Origin of the sequence: Thermococcus sp. P6 (genome assembly GCF_002214525.1) — an archaeon.
Lineage (GTDB): Archaea > Methanobacteriota_B > Thermococci > Thermococcales > Thermococcaceae > Thermococcus.
On record NZ_CP015104.1, the window covers coordinates 791,577 to 817,655 of the forward strand.

General features: G+C 54.7%; 33 protein-coding genes and 2 tRNA genes. 10 read left to right on the top strand and 25 right to left on the bottom strand.

All coding sequences use genetic code 11. The features are described from left to right. The first annotated feature begins 16 nt into the window (after window positions 1–16). Window positions 17–232, top strand: coding sequence for an Rrf2 family transcriptional regulator (locus A3L12_RS04250; protein ID WP_088882458.1), 216 nt, complete (start codon window positions 17–19; stop codon window positions 230–232). A gap of 32 nt (window positions 233–264) precedes the next feature. On the opposite strand, the gene pyrE is transcribed toward A3L12_RS04250, so the two are convergent. Further along, entirely contained in the window at window positions 265–810 is a 546-nt protein-coding gene (pyrE, locus tag A3L12_RS04255; RefSeq protein WP_088882459.1) for an orotate phosphoribosyltransferase, read from the bottom strand. A gap of 82 nt (window positions 811–892) precedes the next feature. On the opposite strand from pyrE, the gene A3L12_RS04260 reads away from it, so the two are divergent. Next, window positions 893–1,588 carry a hypothetical protein gene (locus A3L12_RS04260; RefSeq protein ID WP_088882460.1) on the top strand — a complete coding sequence of 232 codons (696 nt, stop codon included), beginning with the start codon at window positions 893–895 and terminating at the stop codon, window positions 1,586–1,588. Here A3L12_RS04260 and A3L12_RS04265 read toward each other — a convergent pair. The 5 genes from A3L12_RS04265 to A3L12_RS04285 all read right to left on the bottom strand — a co-directional run bounded on the left by A3L12_RS04265 (window position 1,572) and on the right by A3L12_RS04285 (window position 7,389). Beyond that, a complete protein-coding gene (locus A3L12_RS04265; protein ID WP_088882461.1) occupies window positions 1,572–3,251 on the bottom strand; it encodes an ATP-dependent DNA ligase in 1,680 nt (559 codons plus the stop codon). The genes A3L12_RS04260 and A3L12_RS04265 overlap by 17 nt on opposite strands. A 40-nt stretch (window positions 3,252–3,291) precedes the next feature. Continuing rightward, entirely contained in the window at window positions 3,292–4,194 is a 903-nt protein-coding gene (locus tag A3L12_RS04270) for a pantoate kinase (protein ID WP_088882462.1), read from the bottom strand. A gap of 41 nt (window positions 4,195–4,235) precedes the next feature. Continuing rightward, window positions 4,236–4,910, bottom strand: coding sequence for a hypothetical protein (locus A3L12_RS04275; protein ID WP_088882463.1), 675 nt, complete (start codon window positions 4,908–4,910; stop codon window positions 4,236–4,238). Continuing rightward, window positions 4,907–5,599 carry an ABC transporter ATP-binding protein gene (locus A3L12_RS04280; RefSeq protein ID WP_157726697.1) on the bottom strand — a complete coding sequence of 231 codons (693 nt, stop codon included), beginning with the start codon at window positions 5,597–5,599 and terminating at the stop codon, window positions 4,907–4,909. The genes A3L12_RS04275 and A3L12_RS04280 overlap by 4 nt, the downstream gene beginning before the upstream one ends. A gap of 194 nt (window positions 5,600–5,793) precedes the next feature. Continuing rightward, entirely contained in the window at window positions 5,794–7,389 is a 1,596-nt protein-coding gene (locus A3L12_RS04285; protein ID WP_088882465.1) for a Na+/H+ antiporter NhaC family protein, read from the bottom strand. A gap of 414 nt (window positions 7,390–7,803) precedes the next feature. Here A3L12_RS04285 and A3L12_RS04290 point away from each other — a divergent pair, with 414 nt between their 5' ends. Beyond that, the gene (locus A3L12_RS04290) at window positions 7,804–8,211 is read left to right on the top strand and encodes an ACT domain-containing protein (RefSeq protein ID WP_088883215.1); all 408 of its coding nucleotides are present in this window, start codon (window positions 7,804–7,806) and stop codon (window positions 8,209–8,211) included. Here A3L12_RS04290 and A3L12_RS04295 read toward each other — a convergent pair. The 10 genes from A3L12_RS04295 to A3L12_RS04340 all read right to left on the bottom strand — a co-directional run bounded on the left by A3L12_RS04295 (window position 8,194) and on the right by A3L12_RS04340 (window position 13,152). Then, entirely contained in the window at window positions 8,194–9,717 is a 1,524-nt protein-coding gene (locus A3L12_RS04295; RefSeq protein WP_088882466.1) for a proton-conducting transporter membrane subunit, read from the bottom strand. The genes A3L12_RS04290 and A3L12_RS04295 overlap by 18 nt on opposite strands. Continuing rightward, on the bottom strand, window positions 9,714–10,007 hold the full coding sequence (locus A3L12_RS04300; protein WP_088882467.1) for a cation:proton antiporter subunit C: 294 nt from the start codon (window positions 10,005–10,007) through the stop codon (window positions 9,714–9,716). Before A3L12_RS04300 ends, A3L12_RS04295 begins: the two co-directional genes overlap by 4 nt. Continuing rightward, on the bottom strand, window positions 10,000–10,422 hold the full coding sequence (locus A3L12_RS04305) for a Na(+)/H(+) antiporter subunit B (protein WP_088882468.1): 423 nt from the start codon (window positions 10,420–10,422) through the stop codon (window positions 10,000–10,002). Before A3L12_RS04305 ends, A3L12_RS04300 begins: the two co-directional genes overlap by 8 nt. Next, window positions 10,419–10,664, bottom strand: coding sequence for a hypothetical protein (locus A3L12_RS04310; protein WP_088882469.1), 246 nt, complete (start codon window positions 10,662–10,664; stop codon window positions 10,419–10,421). The genes A3L12_RS04305 and A3L12_RS04310 overlap by 4 nt, the downstream gene beginning before the upstream one ends. After that, entirely contained in the window at window positions 10,661–10,891 is a 231-nt protein-coding gene (locus tag A3L12_RS04315) for a hydrogenase subunit MbhD domain-containing protein (RefSeq protein ID WP_088882470.1), read from the bottom strand. Before A3L12_RS04315 ends, A3L12_RS04310 begins: the two co-directional genes overlap by 4 nt. After that, window positions 10,872–11,186 carry a monovalent cation/H(+) antiporter subunit G gene (gene mnhG, locus A3L12_RS04320; protein ID WP_088882471.1) on the bottom strand — a complete coding sequence of 105 codons (315 nt, stop codon included), beginning with the start codon at window positions 11,184–11,186 and terminating at the stop codon, window positions 10,872–10,874. The genes A3L12_RS04315 and mnhG overlap by 20 nt, the downstream gene beginning before the upstream one ends. Next, window positions 11,183–11,458, bottom strand: a complete 276-nt coding sequence (locus A3L12_RS04325; RefSeq protein ID WP_088882472.1) for a monovalent cation/H+ antiporter complex subunit F — start codon at window positions 11,456–11,458, stop codon at window positions 11,183–11,185. Before A3L12_RS04325 ends, mnhG begins: the two co-directional genes overlap by 4 nt. Further along, window positions 11,434–12,039, bottom strand: a complete 606-nt coding sequence (locus A3L12_RS04330; RefSeq protein ID WP_088882473.1) for a Na+/H+ antiporter subunit E — start codon at window positions 12,037–12,039, stop codon at window positions 11,434–11,436. The genes A3L12_RS04325 and A3L12_RS04330 overlap by 25 nt, the downstream gene beginning before the upstream one ends. A gap of 156 nt (window positions 12,040–12,195) precedes the next feature. Continuing rightward, window positions 12,196–12,783: a type-4 uracil-DNA glycosylase gene (udg, locus tag A3L12_RS04335; RefSeq protein WP_088882474.1), complete on the bottom strand. Its 588-nt coding sequence runs from the start codon at window positions 12,781–12,783 to the stop codon at window positions 12,196–12,198. Window positions 12,784–12,792: 9 nt separating this feature from the next. Further along, window positions 12,793–13,152: a hypothetical protein gene (locus A3L12_RS04340; RefSeq protein WP_088882475.1), complete on the bottom strand. Its 360-nt coding sequence runs from the start codon at window positions 13,150–13,152 to the stop codon at window positions 12,793–12,795. Between the two features lie 166 nt (window positions 13,153–13,318). On the opposite strand from A3L12_RS04340, the gene tes-int reads away from it, so the two are divergent. Together tes-int and A3L12_RS04350 are read left to right on the top strand one after the other, a co-directional pair. Continuing rightward, complete coding sequence (tes-int, locus tag A3L12_RS04345; RefSeq protein ID WP_232462863.1) at window positions 13,319–16,456, top strand: tetraether lipid synthase Tes, intein-containing; 3,138 nt, start codon at window positions 13,319–13,321, stop codon at window positions 16,454–16,456. Then, window positions 16,449–16,751: a DUF3213 domain-containing protein gene (locus A3L12_RS04350; RefSeq protein ID WP_088882476.1), complete on the top strand. Its 303-nt coding sequence runs from the start codon at window positions 16,449–16,451 to the stop codon at window positions 16,749–16,751. The genes tes-int and A3L12_RS04350 overlap by 8 nt, the downstream gene beginning before the upstream one ends. 9 nt (window positions 16,752–16,760) lie before the next feature. Here A3L12_RS04350 and A3L12_RS04355 read toward each other — a convergent pair whose 3' ends face one another. The 3 genes from A3L12_RS04355 to A3L12_RS04365 all read right to left on the bottom strand — a co-directional run bounded on the left by A3L12_RS04355 (window position 16,761) and on the right by A3L12_RS04365 (window position 18,871). Then, a complete protein-coding gene (locus tag A3L12_RS04355) occupies window positions 16,761–18,206 on the bottom strand; it encodes a DUF2139 domain-containing protein (protein ID WP_088882477.1) in 1,446 nt (481 codons plus the stop codon). 31 nt (window positions 18,207–18,237) lie between these two features. Then, a complete protein-coding gene (locus A3L12_RS04360; RefSeq protein WP_088882478.1) occupies window positions 18,238–18,675 on the bottom strand; it encodes a Tfx family DNA-binding protein in 438 nt (145 codons plus the stop codon). Between the two features lie 118 nt (window positions 18,676–18,793). Then, window positions 18,794–18,871 (bottom strand) — tRNA-Tyr (locus A3L12_RS04365). Window positions 18,872–18,943: 72 nt separating this feature from the next. Between A3L12_RS04365 and A3L12_RS04370 the strand changes: the two genes are divergently transcribed. After that, window positions 18,944–19,504 carry an aldolase gene (locus A3L12_RS04370; RefSeq protein WP_088882479.1) on the top strand — a complete coding sequence of 187 codons (561 nt, stop codon included), beginning with the start codon at window positions 18,944–18,946 and terminating at the stop codon, window positions 19,502–19,504. Between the two features lie 62 nt (window positions 19,505–19,566). On the opposite strand, the gene A3L12_RS04375 is transcribed toward A3L12_RS04370, so the two are convergent. The 3 genes from A3L12_RS04375 to A3L12_RS04385 all read right to left on the bottom strand — a co-directional run bounded on the left by A3L12_RS04375 (window position 19,567) and on the right by A3L12_RS04385 (window position 20,580). Further along, window positions 19,567–19,818 (bottom strand): UPF0147 family protein, encoded by a 252-nt coding sequence (locus tag A3L12_RS04375; RefSeq protein WP_088882480.1) that lies wholly within the window; start codon window positions 19,816–19,818, stop codon window positions 19,567–19,569. Between the two features lie 85 nt (window positions 19,819–19,903). Next, window positions 19,904–20,431 (bottom strand): cob(I)yrinic acid a,c-diamide adenosyltransferase, encoded by a 528-nt coding sequence (cobO, locus tag A3L12_RS04380; RefSeq protein ID WP_088882481.1) that lies wholly within the window; start codon window positions 20,429–20,431, stop codon window positions 19,904–19,906. 72 nt (window positions 20,432–20,503) lie between these two features. Beyond that, window positions 20,504–20,580, bottom strand: a tRNA-His gene (locus A3L12_RS04385). A gap of 138 nt (window positions 20,581–20,718) precedes the next feature. Here A3L12_RS04385 and A3L12_RS04390 point away from each other — a divergent pair. Then, on the top strand, window positions 20,719–21,342 hold the full coding sequence (locus tag A3L12_RS04390) for a hypothetical protein (protein ID WP_088882482.1): 624 nt from the start codon (window positions 20,719–20,721) through the stop codon (window positions 21,340–21,342). Here A3L12_RS04390 and A3L12_RS04395 read toward each other — a convergent pair. Genes A3L12_RS04395 through A3L12_RS04405 form a run of 3 tightly spaced genes read right to left on the bottom strand, consistent with a single transcriptional unit; the run spans window position 21,339 to window position 23,135 of the window. Continuing rightward, window positions 21,339–22,088: a biotin/lipoate A/B protein ligase family protein gene (locus tag A3L12_RS04395; protein ID WP_088882483.1), complete on the bottom strand. Its 750-nt coding sequence runs from the start codon at window positions 22,086–22,088 to the stop codon at window positions 21,339–21,341. The two genes, A3L12_RS04390 and A3L12_RS04395, sit on opposite strands and share 4 nt — an antisense overlap. A gap of 46 nt (window positions 22,089–22,134) precedes the next feature. Then, window positions 22,135–22,611, bottom strand: coding sequence for a signal peptidase I (locus A3L12_RS04400; protein WP_088882484.1), 477 nt, complete (start codon window positions 22,609–22,611; stop codon window positions 22,135–22,137). After that, window positions 22,584–23,135 carry a DUF531 domain-containing protein gene (locus A3L12_RS04405; protein WP_088882485.1) on the bottom strand — a complete coding sequence of 184 codons (552 nt, stop codon included), beginning with the start codon at window positions 23,133–23,135 and terminating at the stop codon, window positions 22,584–22,586. The genes A3L12_RS04400 and A3L12_RS04405 overlap by 28 nt, the downstream gene beginning before the upstream one ends. A 55-nt stretch (window positions 23,136–23,190) precedes the next feature. Here A3L12_RS04405 and A3L12_RS04410 point away from each other — a divergent pair, with 55 nt between their 5' ends. From A3L12_RS04410 to A3L12_RS04420, 3 genes are read left to right on the top strand one after another with little or no spacing between them, the layout of a single operon-like run. Beyond that, window positions 23,191–24,267, top strand: coding sequence for a hypothetical protein (locus A3L12_RS04410; protein ID WP_088882486.1), 1,077 nt, complete (start codon window positions 23,191–23,193; stop codon window positions 24,265–24,267). A 5-nt stretch (window positions 24,268–24,272) separates the two neighbouring features. After that, on the top strand, window positions 24,273–25,208 hold the full coding sequence (locus tag A3L12_RS04415) for a dipeptidase (RefSeq protein WP_088882487.1): 936 nt from the start codon (window positions 24,273–24,275) through the stop codon (window positions 25,206–25,208). A gap of 20 nt (window positions 25,209–25,228) precedes the next feature. Further along, entirely contained in the window at window positions 25,229–26,077 is an 849-nt protein-coding gene (locus A3L12_RS04420) for a methyltransferase domain-containing protein (RefSeq protein ID WP_088882488.1), read from the top strand. Window positions 26,078–26,079: the final 2 nt, after the last annotated feature.

The window sequence follows — 26,079 nt, forward strand, 5'->3', positions numbered from 1 at the left end:
AACAACGGTGCCCCCGATGTCCGTCAGGAGTAGGGATATCGTCTATAAGGTTCTTGCCACCAAGAAAAGGGCCATGGCCCTTCAGGCTCTGAGTGCGGAACTCGAAACCCCGATGCCCGTCGTTCTTAAAATCCTCAAAGGGCTTGAATCCGACGGTCTGGTGGAGGTCTTCTACGGGCAGGACAAAGCGGCCATAATGGCCAGGGCAAAGACCATCGGGGAGCTCATATGATCCGCCGGTAAGAGGGGAAAGGGGCCCTTTCGCTACCCAGGGTTCCTCCGTGCCAGGAGTTCGGAGACCCTGAGGAGGGGGATGAACCGGTATCCCTTTAGATTGTTCTCCGACCCTTCCTCCCTGTCCACAACAACGCTTATCGCAACTATCTCCGCCCCGGCATCCTCCAGAACACGGGCAGCCCTTAAAACGCTCCCACCCGTTGTCGTAACGTCCTCAACGAGGAGCACCCTGTCGCCCGGGTTAACCTCGCCCTCTATCTGCCTCCCGGTGCCGTGCTCCTTGGGCTTCTTCCTGACTATGACGAGGGGTTTTCCGGTTTCAAGGGCCAGCGCCGTGGCTATAGGCACGGCACCGAGCTCGGGACCAGCGACTCGATCGAAGCTTATACCCGCCTTCAGGACTTCCCCGGCCATGAGTTTCGCTATGAGCTTCAGGGCAGAGGGGTTTGTGCTGAGCTTCTTGACGTTTATGTAGTAGTTGCTCTCACTCCCGGACGTGAGGATGAACCTGCCGAAGAGCACGGCCTTTTCGGAAAAGAACATCTCAATAAGCCTGTCTCTGGACTCGCCCATCTTCCTCCCCTGAGAGGGCACACCGGATGAACTTAAAAACGTGGCGGTAATGTTAATAAGGTAACCACCCTGAAGGAAGAACATGACACCGGAGGAGTTCCTCGAGTACTACAGCCTTATCGTGATCCCGGCGGTAGCGGTGGTGCTCCTTCCGACCATCTGGTACATCCTCAGAGGGTGGCGTTCACTTCCCAAAACCCCGTGGAAGGGGCGGGCCTTTGTCGCGGGGCTCGCGGCCATCTTCCTCGCGTCACTCCTCGAGCTCCCCTTTATGGCCATGGAGAAGTGGGTGTTACTGGCCTTCGCAGCCGGCACAATAGAGGAGCCGGTAAAGCTCTTACCCCTGAGAATGTTCAGGTTTCTGCCCGAAGGGGAGAAGTGGAAGCTCGTGGCCGGAACTGGATTCTTCGTTGGAATACTGGAGGGGGCTTTCTACACGCCAGCGATCCTCACCCTTGACCTTCCCCTCTACTCCCTCGGCGCCAGAGTGGTCCTCGTAGGACTGCACGCGGCATGGGCCGCCGTAAGCGCCGGCTTCCTGCTCGGGGAGACGGGATGGAAGCGCTTCGGGGGGATCCTCTTTTCAATAACGTCCCACGCCCTCTACGACCTCCCACCACTGGCATTCGTCGACGGCTATTCCCAGCTCACCTTGAAAGTCCTTACAGGGCTCTCTATGGTGTTCCTGATCCCCCTTCCCTTCATGGTAAAGAAGGCCACGGAACTGGTCCGCAGCAGGACCGTGGAAGAGACCGGGGAAGTTACTTCCCCGCTTTGAACCTCTCCTGCAGTCTGTAGAGCTGGGCTATGCGCTCTATGGTGTCCGCTTCCTCGGGGCTTTTGTCCTCCCTCAGGGCGACGTAGCGCGGGAAACGAAGGGCAAAACCGCTTTTGTATTTTGGACTCTTCTGTATCTCCTGATAGGTGACCTGTATAACCACCCTGGGCTCTATCTCAACGTATTTGCCCTCCTCCCGGACTATCAGGGGTTTCAGCATTCTCGTGAACTCGGCGAGGTCCTCGTCCGTGAAACCGCTCCCCACCTTTCCAACCGGAACGAACTCACCGCTGTTGGTGTCAAAAGCGGCCACGAGGAACGATCCAAGGAGGTGGGCCCTTCTCCCCTCCCCCCATTCCGCACCAACGATGACGAGGTCCAGATCCTCCATCGTCGGCTTTATCTTGAGCCATTTCTTACCCCTGTTCCCGGGTTCGTAAACCGAATCGAGCCTTTTGGCCATCAGACCCTCGTGGCCGAGCTCGAGGGCCTCCCTGTAGAACGCCTCAGCCTCACCCGGGTCGTCCGTAACCAGCTGTCTCGCCAGTTTTATCCGCCCGCTTTCGGAAACCGCTTCCTCAAGCCTCTTCCTGCGCTCGGAGAAGGGCAGGTCTATGAGGGTATCGCCGTCGACGTAGAGCACGTCAAAGAGGTTCAGCTCGAGGGGGATCTTCTCTATCATCTCCTCGATGTTGTACTTCCTCCTGAACCTCCGGAGAACGTACTGGAAGGGGCGGGGTCTTCCGTCATCTCCGACGGCAACGAGCTCCCCCTCGATAATAACCTTCCGGGCCCTGACGCTCTCCCTTATGGCCTCCACCACCTCGGGGATGGACTTCGTCACGTTCTCGAGCCTCCTCGAATAGATGAGAACCCTCTCGCCGTCCCTGTGGACCTGAACGCGCGCACCGTCGTACTTTATCTCAAAGGCGGCCTTTCCCCCCATTTCCTTAAGGGCTTCCTCCACGCTGGCCGCGTTCTGGGCCAGCATTGGCCTTACCGGCTTCCCCACCTGCATTTTCACTTTAGAAAGGCCTTCGTTCCCCTCAGTCCTGGCGATCTTTGCCACATAGCCAAAATCGCTCGTGAGCATGTAGGCCCTCTCCACGAGCTCCGGAGAAACCTCAAAGGCCTCGGCTATGGCGTCCCTCATCAGTCCCTCGGCGACGCCCGTCCTCATGGTTCCGAGGACCGTTCTCGTAAGGTACTTGCCCTCCTCCGGGGAGGCGTCCATGAAGAGGTTCACGAGGTACTTCAGCTTCCTGTCCTGACTTCCCTCGCCCGTAGCCTCCGCTATTTTAACAAACGTCTCGTAAACCCTTTTTATCGTCAGGGGCTGTGAGAAGAAGCTCTTCTGCCTCTTTCTCTTCAGTGCCAGGGCCACGCTCTCGCCGAGGTCCCCCGTGTTCCTGATTGCCCCCTCGAGCTCCCTCTCGGGAACGCCCGTGGCCATGGAGACGGCCTTCAGGAGAAGCTTCTCACCGATACCGAGCTCGCGCTCGTCCCAGTCCGGGAACACCTTTCCGAGGATCAGGTAAGGGACTACGTCAAGAAGCTCATCGGGAGTCCTTTTGAGGAAATCGGCCACGAGGCGGGTCTTCAGGGTTTTCAGCGTGGTTTTTTCAAGGCGGGTGTAAAGATTGCTTAACTCCGAATACCTCACGGTCACCACCGGGATAACTTGGGGAAAGTGGATAAAAGGGTTAGCCCCTCCACCGCCCTACCTCGGGCTTCCGGGTGTAGATTCCGGTTACGTCGTAGGGGAGGTCCATATCCGAGAGCAGGACCTTGGCCCTCTCCACCTCATCGTCCCGGACGAGGGCGAACAGGCCCCTTCCGAGCATTATCATCGACGCTGGATTCCTCAGTATTCCGTCGAGCTCCCTCGCAATATCCAGAAGCTCACCCGAGAGCAGTCCCGTCTTCTCGGCGAACTCCCTCGCCAGTGCCATCATCCTTTCAGGGGTCGGCTCCCTGAGGAGCCTTTCCAGTGCGGGCCTTCCATGAAGCTCTATGGCCCTGACAACCTCGCTATCGAGGATTTTCTTTGTCGAGAGCCTCCCGAGAGGAACCACGAGGACGCGGTAGTCATCGAAGAAGAGGTTGTCGGCAACGCCAACGCCGGGGGCACCCTCCTTGATCCTGACCTCGATTCCACCGGCGAGCTGGGCTATAACATCCCCCAGCCCTCCTTTGTTAAGGACCTCGTGTTTGTGCGCTATTTGAGCGGCCTGGAGCACTGTTTTATTTTTAAAAGCATGCGAAAGCGCCAGAGCCGTGCCAAGGGCTCCAGCACCGCTGTTGCCAAAGCCGTAACCGTTCGGGAAATCGAAGTACTGCCAGACCTCAACCTCTCCCATGAAATCCCCGGGAAGCAGTTCCTCCGCCACGGAATAGCTTATCCTCGCCTCCTCTTTTTTCACGGGTTCGCCGTTGAAGGCCACATAGACGTGCCTCTCAGGGCCTTCCTCCACGTTCAGAAGAACGGTGGTTCCCTTATCGAGGTTCAAGCCCGCACCGAGGGAGCCCGCTTTAAGGGGATCCTCATGAAACCTTGGAACGAAGAACGCCGTTATATGCGATGGAACAAACGCCTTGATCAGCATTGGATCACCCCCGAAGGGTTGGGAAAGAAAACCTAAAAACCTCACGATGACAGAAGAACCCTTTCGGGATCCACACGCTTGAGGGCCAGGAACCCGACGAGGGCAAGGATAAACGAGGTGGCGGTAAGAATCGCCGTTGTGAGATCGAGGGGAAGCTCCCCCTTAACCGCGGCCTGAATTATGTAGCGGGGTATTCTCACGAGCACGAAAATAAGCAGGAAAAGGACCGCGCTGAGGGCCCGTACGTTGGAGACCTGAAGCATGAGGGCCGAAGAGAGCAGGCCGAAGCCCAGCGTGAAGAGCCCGCTACCGACCATGGGCAGGAGCAACCAGGAGGCGGGAGCGGACGGCAGTTTGCCGTAGAGCCCCAGCCCAACCGCCCACATCAGAAGGAGGGACATCGTGAGGGCTGGCAACATCTCGAGGAGGAAGAGGTGATGCGGTTCTTCCGGCAGGATTAGGTACAGGTGGTAAAACCTCGAGGTCTTCCTCCTCAAAAAGGATGCGAAGTAGAGGGATACCGTTACGGTGTAACCGGTTATCATCATCAGCGTGAGGAAATAAACCTGAACAAGGTCCCGTGATATCAGATCGGGGAACCCCGCCGAGAAGGAGGACAGTCCGTAGAACAGAAGGGCGGCCATCACGACGAAAACCATCGCGGACTCCTTAAGGGTGGTGCGGAAGTTAAGGAGCAACAGCCTTCTCGTTTTCATGGTGAACCCCCCACAAGTTTGAGGTACACCGCCTCAAGGTCCTCCACATCCCGAAGTGAGAACTCAGCTTTCGTGATGCCGTTGGAGATTATGGCGGCCCTATCGGCTATTTTCTGGACCTCGGGAAGGTTGTGGGATGAGAAGAACACCGTCTTGCCCTCGTCTCTCAGCTTCAGAAGAAGTTTTCTGACCTCGATCCGGGCGGTGGGATCGAGCCCGCTCGTCGGCTCATCGAGGATCAAAAGTTCAGGCTCGTGGACGAGGGCCGATGCAAGGGAAACCTTCCTCTTCATCCCTTTTGAAAGCTCCCTGAATTTTTTGTCCCGGTGCTCCCGCGGGAACCCAACGGTCTCAAGGGAGTCCTCAACTTCGCCCATATCCCTCCCCTGAGCATAAGCAACAAACCTGAGGTTTTCAAGAACGGTCCACTCTGGATTCAGGGTTTCGTATTCAAAAACCACTCCGATGCGTCTGAAAACATCCCGCGTGGGTGCCTTTCCAAACAGCCTCACGCTTCCCCCGTCTTTCCTCAGGAGTCCGAGAATGGTTCTTATCGTCGTGGTCTTCCCGGCCCCGTTGGGCCCGAGGAAGCCGTAGATCTCCCCTTTCCCCACGTGAAAGGAAACTCCCCCAAGGACCTCCCTACCACCAAGACGTTTCTTCAACCCCTCAACCTCTATAACCTTCACCCGAATCACCCCAATACGAGCCTGTACGTGATGAAATAAACAATTACGAGGATCATCGTGGATCCCACAGGATGGAGTTCTTCAAGGGCCGGGGCCATAAGGAAGATGGCCAGCACTATTTTAAAACTTTTGATAACCTTAAGTTTTTAACTGTGAATTATGAACAAAATCCATTAAAAGAGAAAAAACAGGGCTCACTCCTCGGCCACGTATATCGGCACCTTCCCGTGCGGAACCCCGTACTTCTTCCCGTACCACTCGCTCAGGAAGTAGTGGGCACCTAAGAGAAGGAGCAGACCGAGTATGAGCAGGACCGCCCAGTTGCGGAGACCGATGGCAAAGAGAATGTAGAGCACTATTCCAACGCTCGCGGCTGTCAGGGCATAGGGGACCTGCGTGCTCACGTGGTCTATGTGATCGCTTCCCGAGAACATCGAGCTCATGATCGTGGTATCGCTTATCGGTGAGCAGTGGTCTCCGAAGATACCGCCGGCAAAGACGGCACCGATGCTGGCGAAGACCTCCGGGCCGACGTTGCCCGTGATGCCGTAGGCGAGCGGTATGGATATGGGCAGCATGATGCTGAAGGTTCCCCAGCTCGTTCCGGTCGTGAAGGAGATGAACATTGCTATCAGGAACACTATGAGCGGCACCCAGCCGCCGCCGACACCCGCACTCTTGGCGAGGTCAACCACGTAGGGTGCAGTTCCAACGGCATCCGTGGCACTCTTAATGCTCCACGCGAGGAGCAGAATGGTGTTGGCGATTATCATCTGCTTCATTCCGCGAACCATCGCGTCTTCGGCCTCCTCCACGGTCATCTTCTTCATCGCCAGCACCAGGAAGAAGGCCAGGACAACCATCGCAAAGCTTCCCCAGAGCAGGGCGAGGGCGGCATCAGAGTTTCCAAGGACTCCCATAAGCCCATCGGTGGCGTAAACCTCGCCTCCACCACCGGTGTACCACATGCCGTAGAGGGTGACGAATACGAGCGTCAGTATCGGCCAGATGAAGATGTGGACGCTGCCATCTTCCTTGGGCATCCCGAGGTCAATCTCCGTGGTCATGAGAGGCTTGGCACCGTCGCGGAGAACCTTCCCCTCCTTCCTCGCGCGGAGCTCGGCCTTGAGCATCGGTCCGTAGTGCCTGTGGGTGTAGGCAACGAGGAACACCAGTATTATGGCGAATATCGAGTAGAACCTGAAGGGAACGCTGTGAAGCCAGGCGGTGTAGGCACCGTAATCAACGTTGAGGTCCTTGAAGGCATCACCGATAAGGCCAACCTCGTAGCCTATCCATGTGGAAACTAAAGCCAGACCCGCAACCGGGGCGGCCGTTGAGTCGTCGATGTACGCGAGCATCTCCCTTGAAACCCTCGTCCTGTCCGTTATCGGCCTCATGGTGTTGCCCACGATTATCGTGTTGGTGTAGTCGTCGAAGAATACCAGTACGCCGAGGAGCCATCCCATCAGCGAAGCACCGCGGCTGCTCCTTACCCTCTCGGTAAGGGCTTTACCCACGGCCATGGCCCCGCCGGATTTGTATATCAATCCAACGCCGGCACCTATGAGGAAGTCGAAGAGCAGTATCTTGACGTTCCAGTCGTCTATGGCGTTCGCCACCAGCCAGTCGAGGGTCTGGGTGGTTCCCGTAATCGGGTTCCAGCCGGCGACCATCACTCCCCCAATCCATACGCCGGAGAACAGCGCCAGTATAACCCTCTTCGTCCATATGGCCAGTATAATGGCCACCAGCGGTGGTAGCAGAGACAGCAATCCGAAATCCGACATCCGTTTCACCTCCAGACCTTAAACCTTTAAGTTAAACCGCGGCTCTTTTCCCTTCGAATGCAATATAAGTTTTTCGTAATTTTTTAGGTTATATTGACAATCCTAGAACTTTTTCCACGAACGTTCCCGAAATATTGAAATTTCACTGTTTGAATTCAGCACCTACTGGATGTCCATGGTATTCATGGCACTATCAAGGTCATTAATGTGCATTTATTTCATAAAAACCTTTCCCCAAAAAAGCAGTTTAGCACACCTAAAAAAGGCGAAGAACTTTTGTATGAACTTTTTAATACAAAAAAGTGTTCAATAGATGAACGAAATTAGTAGATGGAGTCCTTTTTATCACATTATCCACCTCTTCAGCCAACTTCTTCCGGAAGATTTTTTATGTATCAGTATGTTAATTGTTTCATGAGACACTATGAAATCATAAAAATTGAGGAGGATGGGAGGATAAGCATTCCCCCGGAATGGGCCTATGAAGTGGGACTTGTAAAAGGCGCCTATTTCCTGGTGGAGATCGATACCGATCTAAACGAAGCCCATCTGGAAAGAATAGCCATGCCCGGAAAACAGCTGGTTGAGATCGAGCTTGTGGTCAAAGATCAGCCGGGAGTTCTGGCCAAAATTACGGGATTACTGGGAAGGCAGGGGATAAACATCCTGTTTAGTGAAGCCGAGGAAATGGAGCAAATTGGATTGGGGGCAATAGTTGCCGTCGTTGATGTAAGTCAGGCAAAGATTACTTTAGACCAGCTTCGTGTGGAACTGCAAACAATAGACGAAGTGATGGAGGTATCTTTAAAGGAGATTAAATAAGATGAACAGCAGTGTTGCACCAAAGATCATCATGTATGCGTTTATTTCTTTGCCAAGTTCAGAACCCTCAAAAACCGCCGGGACCGGATGGAGCTCAAAGATTCCAGCTTTCTTAAGGGCATAGAACAGCACCATAGCAATGGCAATGCTCAGAAGATCCCTCAACGGCTTTAAATGGGGATAGAGGTATGCCCCAAGGATCAGCGTGATCAGTCCCAGCACCAGTGAAAGGACTCCTTTCTTCAGTGGAATACGGCCCCCTCTGCCTTTCCGGGAGAGATAATAATTGAGTTTTATGAAGGCGGTGATTGTACCGATCGTTCCGAAATACAACAGGTACTTCTCCGTGCCTTTAAGACCCTCGAGCAGCATGCTCTTTCCAAATGCGCCAATGAAGGGACTTATCCCTCCAATTGCAAAGCTTAAAAGTATTATTGCAACCATTAACGGTTTGCTATCCCTGTAGGACAGCTTCGATAGATCGCGGGTGTTGTAATGTTCCGCTATTGTCCCAACACCTAGGAAAAGTCCCCCTTTAAAGAGCGAGTGAGCCATGGCATAATAGGCAGCAGCCAGGGGATTCGACAGGGCTATGCCAAGGAGCACGTAGCCCATCTGGGATACTGTAGAATAAGCCAGGAACCTTTCCGAGTTTTTCTGGAGCAGGGCCATAAACACCCCGAAGAAGATTGAAACAAACGCCAGCGTAAGCAGAGCATCGTGTATAAACGGATCCAGAGGGAAGGTCAACGTCAAAAGTACCATTCCATAGGCGGGCGCCTTAACCACCAGACCGGAAAGCAGGGCACTTACCGGTGCATCGGCCTTTGAATGGGCATCCGGAAGCCAGAAATGGAGGGGAAAGATACCGCTCTTTAAAAGGAGTGACGTGAATGCCAGCCCCAGCGCAACGTTTAGCTCCCTCGAGACGGTCAGGTTCTCCTTCATCAGGGCCAGGTTCAAATATCCCGTCTTCATATAAAGAATACCCATGGCGAGAATGAACATGTATGAGGCCAGCAGAGAAAAGAGGACGTACTTAAACGCAGCTCTTCTGGCGCCCCTTTCCTTCGAAATCGCAACCAGAGCAAAACCCGAAACAGAGGCTATCTCCATGTAGATATAGTAGTTAAAAACATCCCTGCTTATAAAGGCGCCAAGAAGACCGGCATGCAGGAGCAGGAGTAGCACATAAGCCTTATTCTCGATTTTTCCCCGGTAATACCCGCTATAAACGTAGAGTGCCACTGCGGTGAAAAGGATCAGCTCTGCGGCCAGAAAGGGGAGGTTGTAAGAGTCGATCATCACCTCTATTCCGGCGGATCTCTCCCAGCCCCCAACTACCTCCCCGTAGGGCAGTTTTGAACGCATGAAGGGAACGAATACCCACGGGGAAAGGGCCCCGGTCAGGAAAAGGTATCTGGAACGCCTCTCCATTTTAAGGGCGGGCAACAGGGATAAGATGAAAGCAAATAGCAGGGGAAATGCCACGAGCAGAGGGATCATTCCTCCTCACCCCTCATCTTCAGGATTATTGCCAGAGCGAGGGAGGTAATCGCAACATCGACCACGAGGGTGGTGAGCATCAGGGTGGCCGGCAGGGGATCCACGATGGTTTCAGAGGGGAGTATCGGGACGTCTCCCCCTTCGATATAGCCCACGCCGATGAAAAAGAGAACTAAACCCACGGAAACCACGTTTACCGAGAGCACTAATTTAATCAGGTTCCTTTTCGTCATGAGGCCATAGAGGCCAATCAGCATTATTACAATGCCCGCCATTTCCGCACTAATCACGTTCCACCCACCTCAGCAGGATGTAGAACATGAACGTAAAGGCCGCACCCACCTTCAGGGCCACCCCTACATTAAAAAGAGGGATTATCCCCCCGCTTAGTAGAGTTCCGGTAGCGCCTCCTTTCAGGAAATTGTAGAAAAAGCCCCCAAAGAAGGTCCCCAGAATCCCCAGAAAAACTAAAAAAGCCCCCGATATTCCCTCTATGAACTGGACTTCCCAGAATTTAAACGTCTTTCTAACCCGTTTGTATCCATGGGAGGTTATCAACAGAATAATGCTGACCGCTAAAATGACCCCCGCCTGAAATCCTCCACCCGGACTCAGGTGGCCGTATACCATCAGGTAGACGGAATAGGTAACCAGAAATGGACTCACGAGCTTCGTGGTTGTTCTCACTATGGGGGTCATTTTCATTTCTTCTTCCCCCCGAGCAGGAGGTAAAACCCCGCAATTGCCGTGAACAGAAGGGTGGCTTCTCCCAGACTATCGTAGGCCCTCCAGTCTGCCAGAATTGCCGTGACCAGATTCGGGACCCCCACTTCCTCCCAGTGGGTGATGTAGTAAGTGTAACTCCCCCCATCTGCCCGCGAATAATCGAGGGACGCGAAGACGCCCAGTAAACCGAGCACTATGAAAAGGGCGAGTGCTCTTTTCATTTCTCCACCTCCCTGATGGTGAAGAGAAACAGCCCTATTACGAGGGCCCCCACAACTATTGCAGACAGGGCAACGTCAGGAGCTTTCAGGAGCACGAGTGCCAGAACAAAAGCCAGACTCAAGAAAGCATATTTGACTACCGCATTAACAAGGTTCTCTTCCTCGACGACCGCGATGGAAAGGATTATCATCACTATAAGGAGAAGTTCAAGGATTGTCCCAGGCATACATGTCCACCACGACTTTCGGTTTTATCCCGTATTTGTAGGCCCCCCTTGCGATCGCGTGGGAGACCATGGGGTTTATCAAGGCTATTAAAAATGCCAGTATAAGGAATTTAAGCCTGATTAAGGGCGATGCGGGGGAGGCAATTGCCAGGGCTATTAAAATACTCATTGCTCCCCCGGTATCACACTTGGTGGCGGCATGAAGCCTCGTGTAAACGTCCGGAAAGCGGAGTATCCCCAGCGTGCCGAAAATCATTATTGACTCCCCCAGAAGGAGGAAAAGGTACTCTATCACTTCGCTCCCTCCATGTACTTTGCCAGAATCAACCCCCCTACCGCGTTTACCATCAACAGCACTATTGCAAGGTCCAAAAAGAAGTAATGGTTCGTTATAAAACCGAGGATGGCCAGAACCACCACCACCTTCGTGGTCACCGTGTTAATTCCCACAATCCTGTCGGCCAGCGTTGGGCCGAAGAGGACTCTATAGGACAGTATCATGGAAGTTATCAGGAGTATCAAGGCCCCGTAACCAAAAGGGCTCACCAGAAGATCTTCTTCAACCATCCTTCAATATCCCCCTTAATTTTCTCCCCGGCCTTTTCTCTGTTGAGGGTTTCAACATCTATCCAGTGAACGTACAGGTATGTTTCTCCAAGCTTTTTGTCCACATCTAAAGTAAGCGTACCCGGGGTTAGGGTTATGGAATTGGCCAGAATCGTTATGCCCGTGTCCGAGTGTAAATCTGTCTTTATTTTCACAATACCCGGGTTTATGTCCATAAGGATTGCATGCTTTGCCACCTTAAAGTTGCTCTCAATCAGCCTGAAAGCCATGATGAAAACGTATTGCGGAATAACAAAAAGGGCAATGTACAGTATTTTTTCCACTATGTGGCCGCTCCTTCTTATATCGTCGGTGAGCATTCCGTACATAAAAAGGGAGATTGTAAACGTGGCCACTCCGCCAACGATCAGGTTTTCTAACACCGTATTCGCACTTATAATGATCCAAAATGAAAAAAGCGCGATCCAGGTTAAAACTATCTGCTCCCATTTTGGAAGTTTTTGTGCTTCATAACTCTCAAACAACAGCCTCTGCTTTATTTCATCAAGCCGCTCTCTGAGATAAAAAGGCGCTCTACTCATGTAGTATGATAGTTTTTGGAACTTATAAGAATTTTGATAATTCTACAAAACTTTTTATACTCCAAAAATACAGTTTCCGAAATTTTTGAGGGTGAACTGCCGTCTTTTAAAATTCTCTGAAGCACCGCAGGGACACCCATGGCTTCAAAATTAAAATTAAAGTAAACCCTTCAGGAGGGTTCCAAGCTTTTTAAAGTCCCTCTCAAGTTCTTCCCTGAGCTGGGATCTGTAAAGGGCCACCGCCGGATGGTACATCGGCATTATGATGATCTTACCGAAGAGGGTTCCTGCCTCGAAGGTTTCCCCGTGGATCCTGCTTATCGGCTCCACGTCGAAGCCGAACTTCTCGAGGATGTAGCGCATCGAATGCCTCCCGAGGGGCACTATAACCTTGGGCCTGATCAGGTCTATCTGCCTGTCGAGATAGGGCGAGCACGCTCTGATCTCCTCCTCCGTGGGGTCCCTGTTGTTCGGAGGGCGGCACTTCACAACGTTGGTGATGTAAACGTCATCCCGGCTGAGGCCTATACCGGCGAGGAGTTCGTCCAGAACCTTTCCCGCCCTCCCAACGAAGGGAAGGCCCTTCTGATCCTCCCAGTAGCCCGGTGCTTCCCCCACGAACATAACGCGAGCGTAATAACTCCCGGCACCCGGGACGGCGTTCGTCCTTAGCTCACCGAGGGGGCATTTCCGACATTCCCTTATCCGCTCCTCAAGCTCCCTCATTGCCCTTTCCCTGTTCATGGGGACACCTCATTTGGCCGATTCAAGGGTCTTCTGGCTGAGGTAGGCCTTCAGGAACTCGATCCATGCGGTGTAGTAGCCCTTCTCGTACTCATCCCGGAACTCGTGCCCTACAATGTTCTCAAAGTGCTCGAGGAGTCTCTCCGCCTTTTCCCGATCGTGTTCCTCCAGCAGCTGAACTATCAGGGCATCGCCGACGTTCTCCTTAATGGCGCTCATAAACCCGTTCACGGCCTTGGAGTAGCCCGCACCCCATTCGTCAGAGCCGGCCATTTTTTGAAGCTTCTCGAGGTGGTTCTTCGCCCCTCTGAAGTCCCTCCTCAGCAAAGCGCGGAGGAACATCTCCATCCTCATTTCCCTGGCTCGCATCTCACCACCGGACCAATTTTGAGGGTACGCTTTTAACCTTACCGTCCACCCGGTGTTGCCCAAAACTGATCATATATATGCAGGAAAATCTTCATATTTACGCAAAAGCTTTTATATGTCCCGGGGAAACGAACCCCAGTGGAAGACAAAGTAAGGAGGGTTTGATGTGGAAGGCAGTGCTGGTGAAGTTCCAAGCGGTGAAAAGGAGTTTGAGCATCTCACAAAAAGGATCAGGGAGGTAATCGAGTTCCCTGAGATAAGCGAGGATGAGTTCAACGAGATGATGAAACGGGCCAGCAGGGCCTACGGTGGGCCCTTACCCCACAGGACTTACTCCCTCTGTCCAGAGACAAGACGGGTGGTGCCGGCCCTCGTATGGGAGAAGGACGGCAGGGTGTGGATAACGAAGCGCTGTCCGGAGGGCATGATAACCGGTCTCTACTACGAGGACGTTGAGCAGTACTACTGGTTCCAGAAGTGGAAGTTCGATTTCAAGATCACGAGTTCCAACGTCGAGAACACCGGTGCCAACTGTCCCCTCGATTGTGGATTATGCTCAAGGCACCGCTCCCACACGAGCCTTTTGAACATAGTTCTGACGAACAGGTGCAACTTAAGCTGCTGGTATTGCTTCCCCAAGGACGAAGAGGCGGTTTTCAAAGTTAAGGACAGAGTGAGCATCCTGAAGTTCGAAGACCTTGCCAGAAGGTTTTCCTTTGAGAACAAAGTTGAAATCGACGGGTTCAAGGGGGAATACTCAACACCCGATGACATCTACGTCCTTACCTTCGAGGATGGACTGAGTAAGTGGACGAGACTAACCAAGTTCCTCAGAAGGAAACACGAGGGCAAGATCCTCAGGATAAGAACGAAGACGGGGAGAACGCTAAGGGTTACGCCCGAGCACAAGGTGTTCGTCCACGTGGACGGGAAGCTCGTAAAGAAGAGGGCCGACGAACTCGAACCGGGTGACGAGTTGATTTCAACGTGGCGGATTCCGGAAAAAGATGGTACCTATACGATAGACCTGATCGAAGCATTTAAAGCCCTGCCTGAGGAAGAGAAGGAGAAGACCTACGTTAGGGGCATAAAGGAAATCGACCTTTCCCCACTGAAGGAAGAATACGGGGATAGGATATACTCGTGGAAAGGTCAGGACTCAATGCCCCTAAGCGCTTTCTACAGGCTGAAGGTTTCCGGCGATTTCAGACTTGGAAGAGACGCCACCGACCACGAATTGCCCTCAAAACTTGAGATCACGCCCTCCTTTGCCAGACTCATCGGCTACTTCGTCTCGGACGGACACTACACCGACAAGGACGTTCGCATAACGGTTGGCCATGATGATGTTGAAAGGGACATTCTCTCGATCCTTGAGGAGCTCGGGGTTCCCCACAGTATTCTTCAAGCCGAAGGAAAGGCAAAGCAGATCGTGATTGGGAGCAGGTTGATGCGTCTCGTCTTTAAGTACGCCCTCGGGATTCCGGAGAAAGCCGAGAACAAGAGGCTTCCGAGAGACTTCCTCAGCTATCCGCAGGAAGTCAGGAGGGCGTTGCTTTCTGGCCTGCTCAACGGCGATGGCTACGTCGTCAGGGGGGAGAGACATTTAAACGTTGGCTATGCCAGCGTCTCCCGCGGCCTCATAAGAGACATCCTCTATCTACTGGCATCCTTTGGGATATTCGCAAGGGTATACACCGTTGAAAAGGAAAAGGTCAAAGGGGCAAATCACGACCTCTACAGGGTATACGTGGCTGGGAAGGACCTCGAGAGGCTGGTTGAAATAGTCGAGCTCAGGGAAGGGCACAGGAAAAGACTTGGCGATGTCGGGGAGAGGAAACCCGCGAGGATAACGAAGGTCAGCGACTTCTACCTCGATCCCGTGGAAGGTATTGAAGAGGAGGAGTACTCGGGATACGTTTACGACGTTGAGGTTGAGAACCCCGGGCACTCGTTCGTAGCCTCCGACGGTCTCCTGGTGAGCAACTGCTTTTTCTACGCCAAAGAGGGACAGCCGATATACGAGCCCACGTTAGAGCAGATAAGGATGATGCTCCGCAACGCAAAGAAGGAGGAGCCCATAGGGGCCAACGCAGTCCAGTTCACCGGGGGAGAACCAACGCTGAGGGACGATTTAATTGAGATAATAAAGATCGCCAGGGAAGAGGGTTACGACCACGTGCAGCTCAACACCGATGGCATAAAGCTCGCCTTCGAGCCGGAACTGGTGAAGAAGATAAGGGAGGCTGGAGTCAACACGCTCTACATGAGCTACGACGGAATGACGCCCCAGACCAACTGGAAGAACCACTGGGAGGTCCCCCTGATCTTTGAGAACGTTAGAAAAGCTGGAGGGCCGGGCATAGTCCTCGTTCCAACGACCATAAGGAACGTGAACGACCACGAGCTCGGGGCAATAATAAACTTTGCCCTCAACAATCTGGACATCGTAAGGGGCGTTAACTTCCAGCCGATTTCCCTCGTTGGAAGGGTTCCGAAAAAGGAACGCCAGAGGTTCAGGATAACCATCCCCGGGGCAATAAAGAGGATAGAGGAGCAGACCCATGGAGCCATAGCAAAGGGAGACTGGTATCCAATTCCCATAGCCGGACACATAGCGAGGTTCTTCGAGGCCTTCTCGGGAAGCAGATACTACATGACCTCCCACTTTGCGTGTGGTGCGGCAACCTACGTATTCCTTGACAGGGAGAAAAAGAGGGTCGTGCCGATAAGCAGGTTCCTTGACGTTGATGGCTTCGTCGAGTATCTGGAGAGCAAGGCCGAAGAGATAGAGGGCTGGAAGAAGATGGGCAAACTCCGCAAGCTCAAGCTCGGTGCCGAGATATTCATGAAGTTCAGGAGCTTCTACGACGAGAAGTACGCCCCCAAGGGACTTGGAGTCCTCGACCTCATAAAGAACGCCTTCATCCACGGCAACTACGATGCCCTCGGAAAGTTCCACACGAACGCCCTCTTCCTCGGGATGATGCACTTCATGGACGAGTACAACTACGACGTCGAGAGGGTTGAACGCTGCGTTATCCACTACGCCATGCCTGACGGAAGGATCGTTCCCTTCTGTACCTTCAACGTCATTCCAGAGCTGTACAGGGACAAGGTGCAGGCCCAGTTCAGCTACTCGTGGGACGAATGGAAGGCCCTGCATCCGGACTGGGACTACAAAAAGGACAAGTACATCAGGACCAAGGAGTTCGTCGAGAGGATGAAGAAGAGCGAGCTCTACAGGAAGACCTACATCGACATCGAGGACTACCTCGGGCTATGGGGTGATCGGAATGATTAAGGGGGACAAAAAACTAACCCTGCTCAGATTACGGTTCGGGAAGGTAGACTGGGAGAAAGCCACCGCGAAGCAGTACGAACTCCTGAAGGAGGATCGAGTGTGGAGAGCCTTTCTCAACGGCTACGCCAGGAGCGGCTTCATCGTTTTCGACGAGGAAAGCCTTCCGAGGGAGGAGGTCATGGAAATCCTGAAGGAACTGGAACCCATGATAGTCGAAGATAAGGAAATAACGGTTGAGGAACTGATAGAATCCAGCTACTCGTGGAACAACGTGCGGAAAAGGGCAGGAGCATAAAAGAAAAAATCAGCGGAGTTCTATCCTCGCCTTTCCCTTTCCATCCTCTTTTTCCAGCTCGAAGCTCACGATGCCGCTGAAGGAATCCAGCTCAACGATGTTTCTGCCGGCTTTGAGGTCGAAGGTATCCTCGAAGGCACCGCCCGCGGGAAGGGATAGATCGTACTCCCTAACGGTCAGCCTGTTGTCCCTGCTCAGGTAGAGGACCATCCTCGGCTCGCGGTAGCCCTCGAGGGGGATTCCTCCGAAGGCTTCCCTGCCCTGAAGGGCAAGGGGAACCGAGAAGCTCACCGCGGGAGGTCTCCTCTGAATCACGTCTTCATCGAGAACCACTATGTCCCTGTTTCCGGTGTCGAAGGGCGTCGCCTCCGTAGAGCCGGTGTTCGGGGCAGTGTTTGCTCCAAGGAGAATCTGTCCTCCCATTTTCTCAATGCTCGTTATTCTCGCCCCGAAAGCGCCGATTATCTTCACCATCGGCGGGGCAACGTAGAGGAGAACGCTCGGGCCGACGATGGTGTTGGTGGTCGTCCATCCAAACCGGTCCTCGGGCCTGTAAACAGCGTCGTGGTAGGAGTTGTAAGCCGTCACGATACCGCCGCCGACGTTTATCGCGTTCACCCTGAAGGGGGCGTAGAAGGTGTGGAACTCGAAGAGCCGGAAGAACCTGAAGTCCTCCCCCATGAGGGGATTGCCCGCTACGATCCCCCCGCGGACGAAGGCAAAGGCCCTGTTGTAAGCGCTCGCGAGCGGACCGTACTCCGGTCTTACGTAGGGCCTTCCATCGACGCTCTCCCCGGGTTTAAAGGATTCCCACTTCCCCGTTATGAGGTCGAGGGCCTTTATCTCCCTTAGACCTCCGGCGAAGTTGTTCCCAACGCCGAAGAAGGCGCTGTCATGAAGGAGCGTGCCCTTGGCCGAGGGTTCCCCGAGTAAAGCCTCGGCCCTTTCGGTCCTTCTGTCGAGGGCGTAAACACCGAGGTTCGCGTGGCCGTCCTCCCTCGCAAGGAGAAGCCTGTCGTTGTAGGGGTCGTAGATTATATCGCTCACCTCGCCGGCCCAGTCCGTTGGATGATGTATGGAATCCTTCCAGAGGAGCCGTACCTCACCGCTGTCCGTATCGTAGGCATGCACGTGGGAGTACTTGTTCACAAAGCTTATCGTGGATTTTTCATTCTTCCCTTCATACACCGCGGGCGCGTGAACCCATCCCCCAAAGTATATGAATTCGTCCACGGTCTCCACCGCGTTGTAGGTATCGCCTCCGCTCGTCGGGGCCTTCCCAAGGAGCGTGAAGTCGTAAACCTTTTCACCCCCCTCCTTAATATCAAGGAAGCGGGCCTCGGCCTCAAAGGCGAGGGTGAAGTAGAGCACCCCTCTATGGTACCTGAGACCGAATATTCCACCACTGCCCCACTCCGGCCCGTACCTGCCCGGAAACCTGTAATGACTCAGCATGGTATCACGGGAGAACCTACGGAGAGGGACTTTATGGGCCTTTCGGGTCCTCCTCACCGGGCAGGTACTCGCCGATCCTGAGATTGTTTCCGCTGTCGAGGAAGAGAATGAAGTCCCTCCGGGCTATACGGTCCTCTATCGGGGCGTTCTCCACGAGATAGGCTATAACCTCGGCCGTGCTGTAGGGAACGTGAATCCCGAGCTCGTCGGCCTTTTTGAAAAGCCGCTCCGGAACCGTGAATATATCCTCTCCCCTTTTCACCCGGACGCTAAGCCGGGAGTTTATCTGCTCCCAGATCAGGATGGTGTTCCGGGCCTTTTCCACCTTTTCAAGGGCCCTTCTCTCAAGTATGCTCACGTTGGCCCTCGTCGTGCCGAGAAGCTCCGCTATCTCGCTCTGCTTCATGCCCCTCGCCCGAAGCTGAAGGATCCTGATCTGGTGCTTCGTGAAGAAGCTCTTACCCGACATATTAAACACCATAATTTAACAGGACGTGAAAGGTTAAAAGGCTTACTCCAGTGGAAGCGAATCAGAAGGATTGACTCTCTGGTGCTCGGGATTCCAGAAGAGGTCCGGAGAATTCTGGTGGTCCCGCGGCCCGGATTTGAACCGGGGACCTGCGGATCTACAGTCCGCCGCCGCTCCCAGGCTAGGCTACCGCGGGACCAAAGGCCCGTTCCATAGTCGCTTGGGTAGGTTTATAAATTTTTCTCTCCATAGTGGAGGGGGGAGTTCCATGAGTCGGATTGCGAAGTCCCAGCTGATCCACTACTCAAGAAAAGCCCACGAACGGGGCCTTACCGCGGCCTTCGGCGGAAACCTCAGTCTCCTGTTCGGAGGGCTGGTTTTCATAAAATCCACGGGGGCGGTGATGGACGAGCTCAACGCCGGCGATATCGCGGTGATAGACCTCGATGGAAGGCAGGTCTCAGGGGTCAGGCCCTCCTCCGAGTACAGGATGCATCTGGCCATCTACAGGGAGAGGGAAGACGTTAGAGCCGTGGTCCACCTCCATCCGCCCTACTCGATAGCCGCATCCACGATGGCCGGAAAAGAACTGCCCATAATAACGCCGGAAGCCGAGCTCTACCTTGGAAGGATTCCCGTGGCGGAGTTCCGGCCCGCCGGAACACGGGAGCTTGCGGAGAAGGTGGCGGAAGCGATCAAGGAATCGGACGCTGTGATAATGGAGCGTCACGGCATAGTCACCGTCGGAAGAACCCTGAGGGAGGCCTTCTACAGGGCGGAACTCGTGGAGGAGAGCGCAAAATTATGGTACCTGGCGGAAAGGCGTTGACGTCTTTTCCACAAATTTCACGGTAGAAAGGGCGAGAAAATGCCCCGGGAAAAGGGAAAGGTTCACTTTATCTGCTCAAGGGCGCCGAGGACCTCCCATATGATCGTCCTCGTGTGCATGGGCATGTTGGGGTCCTCGCTTACCTCCTCGAGTATCGCTATCGCATCCGCCGCCCTGACGACGGGGTCTTTGCTCTTATCGAGAAGCACCTCTATGGCCCGCTCGGCCGCGCGCCTTATGTTCCTCGGAACAACCGTATCCTGAACGACCTGCTCGTTGAGAACCTGAACGATCTGATCGATGAGCTCGCTCATACCACCACCTCCTTTTCTAAAGAATTGTTACTAAAACAATCCCGGGTTACCTTCGCCTTCCGGACTAAAAAACTTTTCGGTCGGCTCAGAACTCGACGCCCCTCCTTGCGAGGATGCCGCGCGCGTAGGGATGCTTCACCTCCCTCATCTCGGTGACGTAGTCGGCGTATTCAAACAGCTCCTCCGGGCAGTACCTCCCCGTCAAAACGAGCTCGGTGTGGGGGGCTTTCTTCTCGATGAGCTCGATAACCTCATCAACCTCGAGCATGCCGAAGCCGAGGGCGACGCATATCTCGTCGAGGATCACCAGATCCCACTCACCGCTCGAGACGACCTCCCTCGAGCGTTTCAGGGCCCTTCTGGCGGCTTCAATGTCCTCCGGCTCGGGCTTACCGTGGACGAACTTCGGCAAACCGAAGGATTCTATAAGCGCGCCGCATTCGGCTATCTTCTTCTGCTCGCCGTAAACGTCCCCGGCCTTCATGAACTGAAGGATGATGACCCTCCCTCCAGAGCCAAGCATCCTGACGGCGAGACCAAAAGCTGCTGTCGTCTTTCCCTTACCGTTTCCGGTGTAGACGTGAACCATCCCAAGCTTCTCCTTCCATGACACAGGACCCACCGGATGGACATAACATCCAGCAGATTTTAAGGGTATCGATAAGGCTTCAGAAGGGGAGAATTATGGGGCCAGGGCCGGGATTTGAACCCGGGCTAGGGGATCCACAGTCCCCTGTGCTAACCAGGCTACACCACCCTGGCCATTTCCGGCTAAACCTTCCGGGTTAACTTTATAAAGTTTTCGAAGGAGGGGCCTGAAAGAGCGCCCTGAGAGCTTTTGCCCGGGATAACTAAAAGCTAAGGGGAGATCGGAGGGAAAGAAGTTCAGGGGGTCCGGATATGAAGGCAAAGCGCGAGGCCCTTCAAAGCCTCTTCACGGCCATCCGGGAGGGAAAGGTGGACGATGACATAATCGATCTCCTGCTGCTCGTTAACTCGATCAAAGGCGTTTACACGACCAGTTCGTGCTCCGGAAGGATAGGGATAATTGAGGAACCGGATCTGGGTGCTAAACCCCTGAGCAGGTGGCTCCTGAAGGAGCACAGGCCGATCAGATTCGATGAAGCAAAGGAATCCCTCAAGAGGGCGGAAAGGGGCCTGATATTTCTGAAGAGCCAGCCACCGATCCTTCATGTAGTTGCCGAAGATCCGGAACTGGCGAAGAGGCTCCACGAGATCGGTCTGGCCAGCGGGTTCAAGTACACGACCTTCAAGGTGATATCCCGCCGGTATCTGGTGGAGATAAACGCCACGGAGTACCTAACGGCGCCGCTCGGGAGGGACGGAAGGGTCATGGTGGACGATGAATACCTCCGCTTCGCCATCGAAGTTGGCAACTCCATGCTGAAGCGTTCAAAGGGAAGGCTCCCCCGCCTTGAGAAGAACTTCAAACGTCTCAGAGAGGAGGCAGGTAGCGATGAGCTTTTCTACGAGCTGGCGGAGAGGTTTAAGGAAAGAACCTAACGCATAAGGTTCCATTCCGGGTTTCCGTATTTCTCCTCAACGAGTTTCCCCGCGAGTTCGAGCTCATAATCGGTCAGCTCGCCCTCCTCCAGAGGAAAGGCGTTGAAGAAGCTCTCCTTGAGCAACCGGTAGGTATCCCAGCGGTTGAGTTTTATCCCCTCGCGCTCAAGCGTGGTCACCCTCTCAAAGATGCTTGAGATGCCCTTGTCAGAGAGCTTTGCCTTCGAGACCTTCAGAACCCTTCCGAGTACCTCCAGCCGGGTGGAGTACATAAACGTCCCGTGCTGCAGGATCGTTCCCTTCCTCCGGGTCTGGGCCGAACCGCTTATCTTCCTTCCGTTCGCAACCACATCGTTGAGTCCCGAAAAACCGGCATCGAGGCCGAGCTCCCTCAGGGCATCCACAAGGGGACCGGCCAGATAGCGGTAGCTCGTTTCTATCTTTCCGAGCATCGGATGGTAGTCCTCCCCAACCACCACGGAGTACGTTATCTCTCCGAATTCGTCGTGGAAGACGGATCCACCGCCCGTTATCCTCCTGACAACCGGAACTCCGAGTTTCCTCGCCTCGTCGAGATCCACGTCGTGCCTGACGCTCTGGAAGCGCCCGATGGTTACAGAGCTGGGCGAGAAGGCGTAGAGCCGGACCGTGTCCGGGACCTTCCCCTCGATTCTGGCCCGGAGTATAGCCTCGTCTATGGCCATCTGGAGTTCGGGTTTCGCAACTATGAGCGGGACGAACCTCATGACACCACCAAAGTTAAAGGTTCTCCGGGACTTTTAAGTTCTCGGATTATCCCAGACCGAGGCGTTCCCGTATCACGAGGGGTATGAGGCCTATCTTCGGGAAGACGATTAGAGCCCTGTCCTCAACGGCGTAGGCCGGTACGCAGGGTACCGTTCCGTAGGGGGTCGGATAGGCCGGATCCGGTGCCCAGTTGTTGTCCCCCCATGTGACGAAGCACTTCTCGACCTTCCCGCCGAGCTCGACGGTCTCTATCGCCCTAACGCGGTGGATTATCGGATATTCGTAACCGGGGCGCTTGTAGACGATAACGTCGTTCACCTTAACCTCGTCGATGTTCTCCTCGCTAACACCCTTGAGCAGGACCACGTCACCCCTGTAGAACACGGGCTCCATCGAACCGCTTACGACTATAACGAGGGGTGAATCCGTGTGGAGGGCCAGTTTCAGTCCCCACTGAAGGGCGAACACAAGGAGCAAAGCCGTTACCAGCCACGTTAGATCCTTCTTCCACGAGTCCTCCATCTCAGGACCTCCATGAGGGTGCTTATCCTAACGGCCACGGCCCCTATGGCTGTGCACGTCTCGAGGCTTACCCTCTTTCCCGTGATCTCAAGATGATGGTCCGCTCTCTTAAGTGTTTCCTTTGGAAGACCGCGCCTGCCGAGACCGATCAGGAGCAGAAAACTCTCACCCTTCAGGGCCCTCTCCGCGAGCTCGAGGGGGCTTATCTCCTTTCCCTCCCGGGGTTTGCTCGTGGTGGCAACCACCCTCCCGAACTGGGGCGGGAAGCCTCTTTCGGGAAAATCAAGGAGGTGGAACCGGTTCCCCCCGGCCAGCTCGATGAGGTACCTGCCACCCTCCCCTATGGTCGTGCTGGAACTCACCCTTTCGGCCACTTCAAGGGGCTTTCCCTCGAGCGGGAACCCGACCAGCGCCAGATGGAAACCGAAGGCGTACGCTACCGGGCCGGCTCTGGCTATCGCCCTGAGATGGGCCTCGTGAAGCCTTCCGGGGTCGTAGGTGTTATAGAGCCCAAGGGTCAGCATGTTATAACCCTTCGGGGAAAACTTATAAGGGTTTGGAGCCAAGGGAAAGGTTAGGATGACGACGCGAGAGGAAATAAAAACCCTGATCGAGAGGGGCCAGTACGAGGAGGCCATGTCCAGAATAGGTACTCTGGGGGATCCCCTCGAACAGGTACAGTCCCTTATGGACCTCGCGATTGCGGTGTACGAGAGGAAGGGGCCTCTGGACTGGATCCCCGATATAGTGGAAGATGCACTTTACATCTCAAAGAAGCTCAAAGAGCATGGCGAGAGAGCCGTGGCCTACTCAACGATAGCCTCCACCCTGGCCCTAACGGGTTACGAAGACGACGCCATGGACCTCTTCGACAGGGCCATAAAGGAGAGTATGGGCATAGATGACCCCCTGAGGAAGGGATCCATTCTCTCGGAAATCGCCTACCGCCTGGCCATCGCCGGCTATTCCGAAGATGCCCTCGAGGTCTTTGACGTGGCCTTCAACACGATAATGGGGGCAGAGGTGGATTACAACCTGAAGGTTGACGGGATAGTAGAGATGGGCAGACTCCTTGAGAAAGCCGGAGATGCGCTGCCGGCCGAGGAAGCCCTGAAATTCTACCGGACTGCCTTCGATATATTCGACAAGCTCCACGTCAACCAGCGCGCCGCGATAGTCGAGAAGAAGATTGACCTGAGCAGAACCGTTCGGGACGTCGGCCTGCCTTCGATAAGGAGGGCACTGCTGGAGGGAAGGTTCCGCTACGCCCTCGCCCTCATCGAGATTAACTACTCCGGCGCCAGAAAGCTCATAGGAAAACTTCAGGTCGCCCTCTGGATGAAGAAGGTGAACAGCGGGGGATACGATGACCTGGTGGAGAAGGCCTTTGAGGAGTCCGGCGATCTTAGTTTCACCGAGGTCAGCGCCGGGAAGATAGCGAGCCTGCTTACAGAGCTCGGGGACCTTAGAAGGGCGCTTAAATTCGCGATGACCATAAAGGACGTTCAAAAGAGGAGCGAGGCACTTGGGGCCATAGCGATCGAACTGGCCCGGCGGAAAGAACTCTACGAAGCAAAGGAGATAGCAGGGATGATCCCCGATCCCGGGGTGAGGGAGGAGGTCCTGATGGAGATCTCCACGGAGGAAGGTCGGTGAGTGAGATGATATTCGACGCCCATTCCGATCTGCCGACGTTCGTGTACGATGAAAGGAAAGCGGGAAAGACGCGCGTTCTGGAGGAGAACTTCGAGCGGTTTTTTGGCCCGTGGATAAGTGCCCGGGTCATGAGCATCTGGACCCGTCCCGGGATGAGGGGCAACGCGACCGCCTACGGTCTGGAGGTCCTGAACGCCCTTCTGAAGGACGTTGCAGAGAGCGAGAGCTTCGAGATGGTCACGAACGTTGAGGGCATGGAGCGGAATGTCAAGGAGGGGAAGGTGGCGCTGTGGCTCGGGCTCGAGGGTGGCGAGCCCATCGGCGAGAGCCTCGACCTTCTCGAGGTGTTCCACCGCCTCGGTCTTCGCGTTCTGACGCTCACGTGGAGCCTGAGGAACGCCATAGGGGACGGCGTGTTCGAGAGAACCGGCGGCGGATTGACGAACTTCGGTCTGGAAGTGGTTGGCAAGGCCGAGGAGCTCGGGATAGTGGTTGACCTGAGTCACATCAACGAAGCCGGCTTCTGGGACGTTCTCGACACCACCGCCTTTCCGGTGATAGCTTCGCACTCCAACTCGAGAAGCCTGTGCGACCACAGGAGAAACCTGACCGACGAGCAGATAAAGGCCATAGGGGAGAGGGACGGCGTAATTGGGGCCGTTGCGATCCCGGGATTCGTTGACAGCGAGAGACCGACGCTGGAAAAATACGTGGAGCACATAGCCCACATGGTGGACCTGGCAGGTTACAGACACGTCGGCCTCGGCTTTGATTTCGTCTACTACCTGTCCGGCTGGAGCGGGAGGGGCGTTAAGGGTTTTGAGAACGAGTCGAGGATACCCTCCCTCATCGAGAAGCTGATGGAAAGGTTCAGCGAGAAGGAAGTAAGGGCGATAACCTTCGAGAACTTCGAGCGCGTTTTTAGGGCGGTCGTGGGTTAGCCCGTCCGGGGGATTGAACCATGGAAGAGCCATACCTCCTGACGGCAAGGGAAGCAAGGATACTCCTTCTGTCAAAGGCAGGGGCAAGGGTAAACCTCGATCTAAGGAAAACGAACAGGTCGTGGCTCGTAACCATGCGTAACGGGGAGTTCATCTTTCCGGACGGAACGCGAGTTTCGAGGGAGACCCTCGAGAGGATAGCGGGGGATGAGGGGAGCGTTTACCTCGTTCGAAACGGCGTTTACAAAGCCGCCATAGCCGGTGAGCACTTCTACAAGCTCGTTCCAACGATCCCGCCGACGATAGAGATAAACGGGATCAGGATGCACAGAACCAAGGGGACGAACCCTCTGGAGGACACGAGGAACAAAGTGAACGCCATCAAACCCGGGGAAGGGGAGACGGTTCTGGACACGTGCATGGGGCTTGGTTACACGGCCATAGAGGCCGCAAAGAGGGGAGCGTACGTGATAACCGTGGAGAAGGATCCGAACGTTATAGCTCTGGCCCGGGTAAACCCGTGGGGCAGGGAGCTCTTCAGGGGCGGGAAGGTTCAGGTCGTTCAGGGGGACGTGTATGAAATCGTGAAGCGCTTTGGCGACGGGAGTTTCGATGCCGTTATCCACGACCCCCCGCGCTTTTCTCTGGCGGGCCAGCTCTACTCGGAATCCTTCTACCGCGAGCTCTACCGGATTCTGAAGCCCGGCGGGAGGCTGTTCCACTACGTCGGAAACCCGGGGAAGAGGTACAGAAAAAAAGACCTGCAGAAGGGGGTTATGGAGCGCCTGAGAAAGGTGGGCTTCACCGGAATCAAGCGCGTTGAAGAGGCCTTGGGAGTTATAGCGAGGAAGCCGGAAAAGAAAAAATGAGG